Origin of the sequence: Agrobacterium tumefaciens (assembly GCF_013318015.2) — a bacterium.
Lineage (GTDB): Bacteria > Pseudomonadota > Alphaproteobacteria > Rhizobiales > Rhizobiaceae > Agrobacterium > Agrobacterium tumefaciens.
This window is the reverse complement of sequence record NZ_CP115841.1, coordinates 2,704,834-2,717,391: the sequence shown is the minus strand read 5'-3', so window position 1 is coordinate 2,717,391 and position 12,558 is coordinate 2,704,834. Positions and strand designations below refer to the sequence as shown.

Annotated in this window: 11 protein-coding genes; 8 read left to right on the top strand and 3 right to left on the bottom strand. The window is 57.3% G+C overall.

The window, feature by feature from the left end; genetic code table 11:
• Positions 1 to 107: 107 nt before the first annotated feature.
• From cpaB to G6L97_RS13140, 7 genes are all read left to right on the top strand, one after another.
• Positions 108 to 914, top strand: coding sequence for a Flp pilus assembly protein CpaB (gene cpaB, locus G6L97_RS13170; protein WP_003514566.1), 807 nt, complete (start codon positions 108 to 110; stop codon positions 912 to 914).
• Entirely contained in the window at positions 911 to 2,494 is a 1,584-nt protein-coding gene (locus G6L97_RS13165; RefSeq protein ID WP_080799768.1) for a type II and III secretion system protein family protein, read from the top strand. The genes cpaB and G6L97_RS13165 overlap by 4 nt, the downstream gene beginning before the upstream one ends.
• A gap of 56 nt (positions 2,495 to 2,550) precedes the next feature.
• On the top strand, positions 2,551 to 3,249 hold the full coding sequence (locus G6L97_RS13160) for a CpaD family pilus assembly protein (RefSeq protein ID WP_041694292.1): 699 nt from the start codon (positions 2,551 to 2,553) through the stop codon (positions 3,247 to 3,249).
• A gap of 34 nt (positions 3,250 to 3,283) precedes the next feature.
• Entirely contained in the window at positions 3,284 to 4,570 is a 1,287-nt protein-coding gene (locus G6L97_RS13155; RefSeq protein ID WP_013635296.1) for an AAA family ATPase, read from the top strand.
• A 33-nt stretch (positions 4,571 to 4,603) separates the two neighbouring features.
• Positions 4,604 to 6,076 (top strand): CpaF family protein, encoded by a 1,473-nt coding sequence (locus tag G6L97_RS13150; RefSeq protein ID WP_003514561.1) that lies wholly within the window; start codon positions 4,604 to 4,606, stop codon positions 6,074 to 6,076.
• Between the two features lie 118 nt (positions 6,077 to 6,194).
• A complete protein-coding gene (locus tag G6L97_RS13145) occupies positions 6,195 to 7,199 on the top strand; it encodes a type II secretion system F family protein (RefSeq protein ID WP_111782891.1) in 1,005 nt (334 codons plus the stop codon).
• 10 nt (positions 7,200 to 7,209) lie between these two features.
• On the top strand, positions 7,210 to 8,196 hold the full coding sequence (locus G6L97_RS13140; protein ID WP_013635294.1) for a type II secretion system F family protein: 987 nt from the start codon (positions 7,210 to 7,212) through the stop codon (positions 8,194 to 8,196).
• Positions 8,197 to 8,295: 99 nt separating this feature from the next.
• Here the strand turns inward: G6L97_RS13140 and G6L97_RS13135 are convergent, their stop codons facing one another.
• On the bottom strand, positions 8,296 to 9,120 hold the full coding sequence (locus G6L97_RS13135; protein ID WP_111782892.1) for a tetratricopeptide repeat protein: 825 nt from the start codon (positions 9,118 to 9,120) through the stop codon (positions 8,296 to 8,298).
• 142 nt (positions 9,121 to 9,262) lie between these two features.
• Here G6L97_RS13135 and G6L97_RS13130 point away from each other — a divergent pair, with 142 nt between their 5' ends.
• The gene (locus G6L97_RS13130) at positions 9,263 to 10,657 is read left to right on the top strand and encodes a leucyl aminopeptidase (RefSeq protein ID WP_013635292.1); all 1,395 of its coding nucleotides are present in this window, start codon (positions 9,263 to 9,265) and stop codon (positions 10,655 to 10,657) included.
• 64 nt (positions 10,658 to 10,721) lie between these two features.
• On the opposite strand, the gene pncB is transcribed toward G6L97_RS13130, so the two are convergent.
• Positions 10,722 to 12,026 carry a nicotinate phosphoribosyltransferase gene (gene pncB, locus G6L97_RS13125; protein WP_003514549.1) on the bottom strand — a complete coding sequence of 435 codons (1,305 nt, stop codon included), beginning with the start codon at positions 12,024 to 12,026 and terminating at the stop codon, positions 10,722 to 10,724.
• A gap of 158 nt (positions 12,027 to 12,184) precedes the next feature.
• The gene (locus G6L97_RS13120; RefSeq protein ID WP_065703647.1) at positions 12,185 to 12,544 is read right to left on the bottom strand and encodes a hypothetical protein; all 360 of its coding nucleotides are present in this window, start codon (positions 12,542 to 12,544) and stop codon (positions 12,185 to 12,187) included.
• Between the last annotated feature and the right edge of the window lie 14 nt (positions 12,545 to 12,558).

Genomic DNA, 12,558 nt, shown 5'->3' with positions numbered 1-12,558 from the left:
AGGTTAAAGGCCTGTTAACCAGAAATCCAAGCATAATATTAACCATAATTATACCAATGACGGGCCATCCTGACGGGAGAAGAATCTGATTCCCTCAAGGATCGAGCATGAAACCGTCGCGTATCGTCATTCTGTCCGTTGCCCTGGTCGCCGCCGGTCTTGCCGGCATCGTTGCCATGCAGATTTCCGGCGCGAAGCAGGTCATCGAAAAAGCGGAAACGATCATAGAGAAGGAACCGACGGTTAACGTTCTCGTTTCCTCGGTCAACCTACCCGTTGGCAGCCGCCTGAACGATAGTTCGGTACACTGGACGCCCTGGCCCACTGGTAACGTCATCGACAGCTTCATAACGGAAGCGAAAAACCCGAACGCCATAACCGAACTATCCGGCGCTGTCGTGCGGCTGCCTTTGTTTCAGGGCGAGCCGGTACGGCCTGAAAAAGTGGTAGATTCCAGCACCCGCATCATGTCCTCGCTTTTGCCAGCCGGCAAACGCGCCGTCGCCACGGAAATTTCCGTCTCGACAGGTGCTGGCGGTTTCGTGCTGCCGAATGACCGAGTCGATGTCATCATGGTCCGCAAGGGCGATTCAGGTCATTTTTTAACTGAAAATGTTTTGAACAATGTCCGTGTTCTGGCGATCGACCAGCAGATCAAGGAAGGCGAGGACGGCACCTCAGCCGTCGTGGGCGCAACCGCAACGCTCGAACTCACGCCCGAACAGGCCAAAATCATCACCGTGGCGCAACAGATGGCGGATCGCCTTACGCTGGCTTTGCGCTCAGTCGCCGATGCGCAGGAAAACGACACGCTTTCAGCAGGTTACCTTCTCAACGGCGGCTCCGGGCAGCCGGAGATTCAGGTGATCAAATCCGGTTCGATCGTCAAAGCCGGACAGGGAGCATCGCAATGACCGGGGGTTCCATGGCAAAGCGCATTAAACAACACCTGCGTTCCTCGATGGCGGGCAGCCTTGCATTTTGCCTGGCTTTTTCAGGTATTCCGGGTCAGCACTCACCCGCGTTTTTGCGTATCAGCGAAGCCGAGGCTCAAAGCGCGAGCATCGTGCGGATCACCGAAAGCGGTAGTGGCATTCGCAAGCGCCTGAAGCTCGGTCTCAACAAGGCACTGGTCATCGATCTGCCGGAGGATGCCCATGACATTCTTGTCGCCGATCCGAGCCTTGCCGATGCCGTAACCCGTACGTCCAAGCGCATCTACCTGTTCGGAAAAACGGTGGGCCAGACCAATATCTTCATTTTCGGAGATGGTGGGCGCGAAATCGTCAGTCTTGATCTTGAGGTCGAGCGCGATATCTCCGGGCTTGAGGCCAATATCCGCCGTTTCATTCCCGAATCGGACATCAAGGTAGAGATCGTTTCGGACAACATCGTTCTCACTGGGTCAGTGCGCACACCTCAGGATTCGGCACGCGCTGTCCAGCTTGCCGAAGCATTTCTGAAAGGCGGCGAAGCCACCACCCGCAACATATCGCTGACGGGCGGTGACAATGGCGGTGACGCGGCTATATTTGCCGAAAACCGCCAGACATCGCAGATCGTCAATATGCTGACGATTGAGGGCGAAGATCAGGTGACGCTGAAAGTCACCGTTGCTGAAGTTAGCCGGCAGGTGCTGAAACAGCTTGGCTTCAATGGTTCCATCAGCAGCTCGACAAGCAATAACGGTTTCGAATTTTCAAATCCGTCCAATCTCGGAAATGCAATTAGCGGTGCGTCGCGAATAGCCAGTGGCGCGATTGGCTCCGGCTCGCTCAACTTTGCTTCCTATCTCAACGCCATGGAACAGGCGGGTGTCGTGCGCACTCTGGCCGAACCAAGTCTTACCGCCATCTCCGGCGAACAGGCCAAGTTCTACGTGGGGGGCGATTTCCGTCTGCCTGCAGAGCAGGAAGTTACCATCGACAAGGAAACGGGCCAGCCAACCATAACGCGTACCACCAACACGGTCGACTACGGCATCACGTTGAACTTCAGGCCCGTCGTGCTTTCACCGGGACGGATCAGCCTTAAAATCGAGACCAATGTTTCCGAGCCGACATATGAAGGCAACGTTGTAACCGGAAATGCGGGCCGCACGATCCCAGGCTCCACCTACATGTCGATCCGCAAACGTGAAACCTCGACAACAGTCGAACTTCCATCCGGCGGCTCGATTGTGATCGCAGGTCTGGTCCAGGACAATATTCGCCAGGCCATGTCTGGACTTCCCGGCATTTCCAAAGTCCCGATCTTCGGCACGCTTTTCCGCAGCAAGGATTTCATCCGCAACGAGACAGAGCTTGTCATCATAGCAACGCCCTATCTGGTACGTCCTGTTGCGCGCAACCAGATCGCCCGGCCGGATGACAACTTCAACCCGGAAAACGATGCCGCCATGTATTTCATGAACCGTGTCAACAAGGTCTATGGCCGCAAGGACCAGGTTCAGGCGGCTCCGTATCAGGGATCAGTGGGGTTCATCTACAAATGACGACACACGCACGAAATCTCGTCCTCAGAGCAAGCCCGGTCCGGGCAGGAAACGTCATGCAGGAAAACCCTTCTTCCTTTTCCTCAAGCCTGCCGGGCAGACGGGCAGGTCTCGTCGCCATGGTGACGGTGACGCTTGCCGCCGGCCTGTTGCAGGGTTGCGCACGCGACCCGATGACGACCAACGCCATTCCTGACGACTACCGCACGCGCCATCCGATCACCCTGTCGGAAGCCGAGCATTCGCTGGATATTCCGGTGTCAGCAGGCGATAGCCGGCTGACCACGGCAATGGCGGATAATGTCCGTGGTTTCGCCCAGAATTACGCCTCGATGTCGACGGGAATCGTCAATATCCAGATGCCATCGGGATCAGCCAACTCGGCAGCGGCTTCAAAAATGGCGAGACAAATCCGCTCAGCGCTTTCCGGCGCTGGTGTGCCCTCTGGCAAGATCATGGAAACACGTTACGCTGCATCCCCGAATGGCGACGCTGCCCCCATCCGCCTGAGCTATGTGGCCGTTACCGCCATGACCGGGCAATGCGGCCAATGGCCCGAAGACCTTTCCGACAATACCTTTGCCAACAAGAACTGGTACAATTTCGGATGTGCCTCCCAGAGCAATCTCGCGGCACAGGTTGCCAACCCCATGGATCTGGTTGGCCCGCGTGGCATGAGTCCGATCGACGCGGAGCGCCGAGCAGTGGTGATTGACGCCTATCGCAGCGGCAAAAACACGGCGACGCCAAATTGACGCGGTTCCAACAATTGTCAGGGCAGGAAAGACGATGAGCGCTGTAGAATACGATATCAAGTCAAGCGGCGACGCGGAAGCCGAACAGCCGGCGCTGCGTGCCTCGGATATGGATCGCCTGCGGCCCCTGCCCCGCATATCCGTCCATGCCTTCTGCGTCAGCGAAAACATGCAGCGCGTGATAGATGCCTTATCCAGTGACAGGCGGATGAGCAAGGTCACCCTGCGGGTAACCAAGGGCGACATCAACGCGGCGGCGACGATGTTTTCCGCTTCACCCACGCCCAATCTCATCGTTCTCGAAACAGCAAGCTCACCGGCTTCGCTGCTGGATGATCTCGCTCCTCTGGCAGAGGTCTGCGACCCCACCACCCGTGTCATCATCGTTGGCCGGCACAACGACATAACGCTTTATCGCGATCTCATCCGCAACGGCATTTCCGAATATCTCGTCGCACCGATCAACATGGCCGATCTATTGGCCTCGATCGCGACGATCTTCGTTGATCCGGAAGCGGAGCCGCTCGGTCGCAACATCGCCTTCATCGGCGCCAAAGGCGGGGTGGGCTCGTCGACGATCGCGCATAATTGCGCCTTCGGCATCTCCACCCTCTTCTCCACCGAAACCATTCTGGCGGATATGGATCTTGCCTATGGCACGGCCAACATCGATTTCGATCAGGATCCCGCTCAAGGCATGGCGGAAGCGGTGTTTTCGCCGGAGCGGCTGGACGAGGTGTTCCTCGACCGTCTGCTGACGAAATGTTCCGACCACCTCTCACTTTTGGCCGCACCCTCTCTCCTCGACAGGACCTATGATTTCGATCGTCAGGCGTTTCTGCCGATTCTTGAGGTTCTGCAGCGCAGTGCGCCCGTCGCCGTTCTCGACCTTCCCCATCAATGGTGTGACTGGACGCGGGCGGTGCTTGCGGAAGCCGACGAGGTGGTCATTACGGCGGTTCCGGATCTCGCAAACCTGCGTAATACGAAGAACCTGTTCGACGCGCTGATAAAACTGAGACCCAACGACAAGTTACCGCATCTCGTTCTCAATCAGGTCGGCATGCCGAAACGCCCGGAGATCGCCCCTGCGGATTTTCTCGACCCACTGGAAATCGAGCCGGTCGCCATCATTCCGTTCGACACCCAGCTGTTCGGAAATGCAGCCAACAGCGGACGCATGATCAGCGAGATGGACGAAAAATCCCAGATCGCGGAAACGTTCTCGCAAATTGCCCATACCATTACAGGCCGTACCATTCTGCGCAAAAACAAGCGCGGCGGTCTGGACAAGCTCAAGAATATTCTCAAGCGCAAATAGGCTCCCTTTCTGGGCCTTTAGACGGAAACGCCGATGTTCGGAAAACGCGGGCCAGAAGGCCCAGCCAGAACCATAAAGCCGGATTTTGTCGCGCCTGCCATACAGCAGGTGAAGGCAACACCTGAGCCGCGATCTCTGGCGATCGACACTTTGGAGCCCGGCCAATCGCCTGCAACGCGGCAGGCACAATCTCCCATGCAATCGCCGCAGAAAAAGCGTGCCCGCACGGAAGATTATTACAATACCAAGGGCCAGGTCTTTTCCGCGCTCATCGATACGATCGACCTTTCGCAGCTCGCCAAGCTCGACGCGGAGAGCGCACGCGAGGAAATCCGTGATATCGTCAACGATATCATAACGATCAAGAATTTCGCCATGTCCATCGCCGAGCAGGAAGAGCTGCTCGAAGACATTTGCAACGACGTTCTTGGTTATGGGCCGCTGGAGCCGCTTCTCGCACGCGATGATATTGCCGATATCATGGTCAACGGTTCCGGCCAGACCTTCATCGAAGTCGGCGGCAAGACCATCGAATCCGACATTCGGTTCCGTGACAATGGTCAATTGCTTTCCATCTGCCAGCGCATCGTCAGCCAGGTGGGCCGACGCGTGGACGAATCGAGCCCGATATGCGACGCCCGCTTACCCGATGGATCGCGTGTCAACGTCATCGCACCACCGCTCGCCATCGATGGTCCGGCGCTTACGATCCGAAAATTCAAGAAGGACAAGCTCACGCTAGACCAGCTGGTGCGTTTCGGCGCGATCACGCCTGAAGGCGCGACCCTGCTCAAGATCATCGGCCGCGTCCGCTGTAATGTCGTCATCTCTGGTGGTACCGGCTCGGGCAAGACCACGCTTCTCAATTGCCTGACGAGCTTCATCGACAAGGATGAACGCGTCATCACCTGTGAGGACACCGCCGAACTGCAACTGCAGCAACCGCATGTGGTGAGGCTGGAAACGCGCCCGCCGAATATCGAAGGTGAAGGTGAGATCACCATGCGTGATCTGATCAAGAACTGCCTTCGTATGCGGCCTGAACGTATCATCGTCGGCGAAGTGCGTGGACCGGAGGTTTTCGACCTTCTTCAGGCGATGAACACCGGCCATGACGGATCGATGGGAACGCTCCACGCCAATACGCCGCGGGAATGCCTCAGCCGTATCGAATCGATGATCGCCATGGGCGGGTTTACCCTGCCGGCAAAGACGGTACGCGAAATCATCTCGGGCTCTATCGATATCGTCATTCAGGCCCAGCGCCTTCGCGACGGCTCACGCCGGATAACGCAGATCACCGAAGTGATCGGCATGGAAGGCGACGTCATCGTGACCCAGGATCTGATGCGATACGAAATCGACGGCGAAGACGCGCATGGCAAGCTGATCGGCAAGCACGTCTCCACGGGCATCAGCAAACCCCATTTCTGGGATCGCGCGCGCTATTATGGCGAGGAAAAACGCCTGGCCACCGCGCTCGACGAGATGGAAAAGACATCCTAGAGCAAGTCTTGTTTAAACGGAATCGTCTGACGTGCTCTAACCCTTTGTTTCTACGAATTTTCCGGACGGAAAACCACTACGCAATTTTACTGGAAATGCTCTAAGGAAGGCGACTGCCATGGACCCCACAATCCTGTTACTGGCCGCACTTGTCGCTATTTCGGCAGGGGCGCTTGCTTATGCCTTCCTCTTCCAGCAGATCGAGGTCGAGAAAAAGACCACTAGTCGCGTCAAGCGGGTCAAGGCCGCCGAAACGGATCACGCAAACATCAAGGCCGCGCGGGACCGGGTCCAGGAACTTGGCAAACGCCGCAAGTCCATGCAGGACAGCCTGCGGGAAATGGAAAAGAAACAAAGCGAAAAGGCGAAGAAAGCAAAGAATGTCGGTCTGCGCGAAAAGCTGGTTCAGGCGGGACTGCAACTTTCTGTCCGGCAGTTCCACCTTCTGAGCGCAGGCGCGGCTGCTTTCTCCGTCGTCATTGCGCTTCTTTATGGCCTGTCGTTGCTTATCGCTCTGCTCATAGGAGCCGTCGTGGCCTTGGGACTGCCGAGATGGGTATTGGGATTTATACTCAAGCGCCGGCAGAAAAAATTCCTCGAGGAATTTCCAAATGCGCTGGATGTCATGTGCCGGTCGATCAAATCCGGATTACCGTTGAACGACGCCGTGCGACTGATTGCTTCAGACGGTCAAGAACCAGTCAAGACGGAATTCCAGCGCGTCATCGACGCGCTACAGGTCGGCATCGGCATTCCGCAGGGGATCGAGCGCATGATGCTGACCGTGCCGCTTTTCGAAGTGAGCTTCTTCAGCACCGTGATCAACATTCAGGCGCAGGCAGGCGGCAATCTTTCGGAGGCTCTTTCCAACCTTTCGAAAGTTCTGCGTGAACGCAGGAAAATGCGTGCCAAAGTCAACGCGTTATCGATGGAGGCGAAGGCCTCGGCAGTTATTATTGGCGCGCTGCCTTTCATCGTCATGCTGCTGGTGCACTTCACCTCGCCCGACTATCTGTCGGTGCTCTTCACCGACATGCGTGGGCACATCATTCTGGGGGTGTCGGGATTATGGATGCTGATCGGGATTTTCATCATGCGCCAAATGATCAATTTCGACATATGAGGGCACGACCATGACAGGAAGCCTCTTTTCCAGCCTGACGGACCCGCAAACGATCATTGCCATTCTCGTCACCCTTGCGGTTTTCGCAACCCTCTATACGCTCATCATGCCGCTCTTTGAGCGAAAAGACTTCGCCAAGCGCATGAAAGCCGTGTCATCGGAGCGCGATCTCATTCGCAGCCGCGAGCGTGAGCGCCTGGCCGCCGCCACCAGGGACGGCAAGGCCTCCCTGCGTGGCAATAATAATAAATCGGCGCGCCGCATCGTCGAAAAATTCAACCTTCAGGAAGCGCTTGCCGACAAGAACACGATGAACAAGCTGCGCGCTGCGGGTTTTCGTTCACAGAATGCGCTCAACACATTTCTTGCCGCCCGGTTCGTGCTGCCATTCGTTTTTCTAGCCCTGGCCTTTACCTGGGTTTTCGTTCTCGGAAACCTCGCCGATAAGGCTTTCGTCGTCCGGCTGATGGCAGTGCTCATTTTCGGTTATCTGGGTTTTTATGCACCCAATATCTATGTTTCCAACGCCATGAACAAGCGGCAGGCCTCGATCAGGCGCGCTTGGCCGGATGCGCTGGATCTGATGCTGATCTGCATCGAATCCGGTGTGTCCATGGAGGCCGCCATGCGTCGTGTTGCGGAAGAAATGGGTGAGCAGTCGCCCGAACTGGCGGAGGAAATGATGCTGACGACAGCGGAGCTCTCCTTCCTTCAGGACCGGCGCATCGCACTTGAGAATTTTGGCATGCGCACGCAGCTAGACGGCGTCAAAAGCGTGGTGCAAGCGCTTATCCAGGCGGAACGATACGGCACGCCATTGGCTCAGGCGTTGCGCGTTCTGGCCCAGGAAGGCCGCGACGAGCGGATGAACGAAGCCGAAAAGAAGGCCGCCGCCCTGCCGCCAAAGCTGACCGTGCCGATGATCATATTTTTCCTGCCGGTGCTCATCGCAGTCATTCTCGGACCAGCCGGCATTCGCGTCGCCGATACGTTCTGACACGCTAAACGCGACCGCACTGTAGGCGGTAGCGTGTGATGAGACGGAGCTGTGAATATTATCTGCGATCTGGTGTTGATGGACGTGCCTGAACCCGCATCAGCCTGCTGGCTTGTTGTCCTTCTTCGCCAGTTGCTGCCAGGAATTCTGCTGCGACAGCATTCCACGCAGATAACCGAGATTTGCCTGTGCCTGCTGTGGCGAAAGTTCCTGAACCGCGATGCGCTCAGCCTCGGCAAACCGTCCCTGAAGACCCACCACGAGCGCGAGGTTTTGGCGAACGCGGCTGTCGGCGCCCGGCTGGGCGATGGCCGATTGCAGATACGTCTCGGCGGTACGGGGATCGCTCGACAGGACATAGGACATGCCAAGGTTCGAGAGCACACTTGGATCGTTCGGTTTGAGATCGAGTGCCTGCCTGTATTTGGTGCGGGCCTCGTTCGACCTGCCAAGCTGGTCGAGCACGGCACCTTCGGCAGAATACAGCCGCCAGTCTGGACGATCAGGCGTCTGTGCTCTCTGGATGGTTGAAAGGGCCTGTTCGAGCTGGCCTGATGCTGCCTGCGCCTTGCCATAGGCGGCAAGCACCTCGCGGTCGGCCGGATTGGCGATGGCGATCTGCTGCATGACCGCGAGCGCCTGTGTGTTCTTGCCGGTCATCATCAGCACGTTGGCATAATTCATGCCGACTGACCTGTCCTTGGGGCTGCGCTCATAGGCCTTGCCGGCCGTCTCTTCCGCCTGCCGGAGCTGGTCCATGTTCATGTGGTCATAGGAGCGTGTGGTCGCAGGAATGGAGCCGGTGGACATGCGATCCGGCTTGTTAGTGCTCGCGCATCCGGAAACGGCGAAAACCAGCGCTGCGAGACATGCTCCCCGCAGTAAGCCTGTCCGACCTGTCTCGCTCAAAGAAAAAGCAGTCATGGCAGTGCTCCCGCCCAAGAATTATCGATCTTGCGCCCGACATACGACAGACTCACATGACGCAACTTTCGCTTAAGCAATAATCTGTTAACCCTAACAGAGCGTTAATCGCACCGATTCTCGACAGTTACGAAAGCAGACCATGGCGCCCTATCAGTTCATCGAACGCCCGACACCTTTCAGCTCCAAGGCTGGCAGCACCCTGCCGGTTTTCGCCGTGACGCCAGCCCATATCGAACAGGGTGCCATCGATCCTGTTGCTCTGGACTGGGCGAAAAAAGCGGGTTTCAAGGCCGAAGCAGGCGCCGTATTGCTTGTTCCCTCTTCCGATGGTTCGCTGGGTGGCGTTCTTCTCGGCCTTGGCGGCAATCCCTCAGAAATCCCGTTCATAACCGGAAAACTGGCCCGCGAGCTGCCCGAAGGCGAGTGGCATATTGAAACCGCGCCATTGACGGCCAATCGGCTGGCTCTCGGTTTCGGCCTCGGCAGCTACCGCTTCGACAAATACAAGACAACCAAAACCAGCGGGGCCAAGCTTCTCATTCCGCAGGATGCCGAAGATGGCGAGATCAAGCGCGTTCTGGCCGGCGTCTTCCTCGCCCGCGATCTCATCAATGTTCCGGCCAACGATATGGGACCGGACGAGCTTGAGATCGCCTTCCGCAGCCTTGCCGCACACTACAAGGCAAAGGTGGGCGTCATTACCGGCGACGATCTGCTGAAGGAAAACTTCCCGCTCATCCATGCCGTCGGCCGCGCCAGCGAAAGCGCACCGCGCCTTCTGGAAATGAACTGGGGCAAGAAGGGAAATCCCCGCCTGACCCTCGTTGGCAAGGGTGTCTGCTTCGATACTGGTGGTCTCGATATCAAGCCAGCCGCCTCCATGGCGCTGATGAAGAAGGACATGGGTGGTGCGGCCAATGTTCTCGGTCTCGCGCTGATGATCATGGACGCGAAACTGCCGGTCAATCTTCGCGTCCTGGTGCCCGCCGTCGAAAACTCCATTTCCGCCAACGCCTTCCGTCCCGGTGACATCTACAGGAGCCGCAAGGGCCTGACGGTACAGATCGACAATACGGATGCGGAAGGCCGTCTCGTTCTGGCCGATGCGCTGGCCTATGCCGACGAGGATGCGCCGGACCTGATGATTGACATGGCAACGCTCACGGGTGCCGCCCGCGTTGCTCTCGGCCCGGATCTGCCGCCCTTCTATACCGATGACGACGATCTGGCCCACGATATCGCGGAAGCCAGCATCGATACCGACGATCCCCTTTGGCGCATGCCGCTCTACATGGGGTACGACAAGGATATCCGCTCACGCGCGGCCGATATCACCAACGCGCCATCAGGCGGCATGGCAGGATCGATCACCGCCGCTTTGTTCCTGAAGCGTTTCGTCACCAATACGAAAAAATGGGCACATTTCGATATTTACGGCTGGTCCTTGAGCGAAAGGCACCATTCATCGATCGGCGGCGAGGCTCAAGGTATCAGAGCACTCTTCCATTACATCACACACCAGTTTGCGAAGTAAATCGGTACCACGGTTGATCTGACTTGCCCACGGGCGCTTCGTTAAGCGGAGCGCCCGGCCTTAATCAAACCAGAACCTTCTGTTCCTTGAGATCTTCCTCACCAAAGAACTTCAGATAACGCTCCACCTCGGATCGTTCGCCTGTCGCTTTTTGCGGATTATCGGAGAGTTTCACGGCTGGCCGACCATTGGCGTCGCTGACCTTGCAGACAATGGAAATCGGCTTCAAACTGGCGATGGTCTTCGGCGCGCAACCGGCGAAATCATTGGTCAGATTGGTGCCCCAGCCGAAGCTCATGCGCACCCGGCCTTCGAAATGCCTGTATGTATCGACGATGGCATCGACATCGAGACCATCTGAGAAAATCAGCATCTTCTTGCGGGGGTCACGGCCCATCTTCTGCCACCACTCGATGATCTTTTCCCCGCCTTCGATCGGCGGCGCGCTGTCGGGACGGAAGCCCGTCCAGTCCGCCACCCATTCCGGCGCGTTGCGCAGAAAGGCCGCCGTGCCAAAAGCATCGGGTAGCACGATCAGCAGGTTGCCGCCGTAAAGCCGGTTCCAGTCCTTCAGAACCTGATAGGGTGCTGCGGCCAGTTCCTCGTTGGTTTGCGCCAGCGCCGCAACCACCATCGGCAATTCATGCGCGTTGGTGCCGACCGCCTCAAGGTCTGAATCCATGGCGAGAAGGACGTTGCTCGTGCCGGTGAAGGCAGGGCCGATGCCTTCCTTCAGCGCCTCGACGCACCAGCGCTGCCACAGAAAACTGTGGCGGCGACGGGTGCCGAAATCGGAAATTCGCAGGCCCGGCAGTTCCCGCAACCGTTCGACCTTTTCCCACATCTTGGCCTTTGCGCGGGCGTAGAGAACATCCAGCGTGAAATAACCAAGCGAGCGCATTGCGCTGCGCGAGCGTAGCTCATTGATGATCGCCAGTGCCGGGATTTCCCAGAGTGTCGTATCCATCCAGCGGCCGTGGAAATTCAGCTCATATTGCCCGTCGCGCTTGAAAAGCTCGTATTCGGGCAGTTGGTAGCTCGAAAGCCAGGAGAGGAATTCAGGCTCGAAGATTTGCGAGCGGCCGTAGAAGGTGTTACCCGCAAGCCAGATGTTTTCCTTCTTGGAGAGGCGCAGGGTACGCGCGTGATCGAGCTGCTCGCGCAGTTCCATCTCGTCGATCTCTTCCGCCAGCCGCACCGTCTTCGTGCGGTTGATGAGCGAAAACGTCGCGTCGACTTCCGGATAGAGTTTCCAGATCATCTGCAACATCAGCAGCTTGTAGAAATCCGTATCGATCAGGCTGCGGACGATCGGATCGAGTTTCCAGGTGTGATTGTGGACACGGGTTGCTATATCGGTCTTCGTCATGCTTGCATTCCCCAGCATCGGCCCAGAACATCGGCAGGGCCGACGTCACCCCGCACCTCGGCAGGTATTATCAACCTGTCATGTCAAAGATTTATCTGAAAAAGCAACAACAAGTCCAGAGTGCGGGCGGCGCAAACGCCGCTTTAAGTCATATTACTTCAGAAGGTCGGGTCGACTGGATTGATGCCGGGATACCAGTCCTTGGAGATGGGATTTCTGCCACCGAAGCTGGAGATGCCGTTCTCATCGGTGCAGCGATAGCCCTGAACCGGCAGACCGCGACTACCGAAAACATCCCGGTATGGGCCGCGGGCATATCCAGTTACACCAAGTTCGCTATGGCAATTGTAACGCACCTTGGGCTGTAGCGTTCGCGGGTCCTTGACACCCGGCAGGTTCGCATAGGCATCTGGAGCCGGAGCAAAACCATTCTGAAAAACGGTCTGCGCCTGCGCGGAAGCGCTCATTAAAAGCGCTGCCAGCATCGTTGCCAATCGTGTTGCCATTTTTGTGTTCATCGATGCCGGTCCCG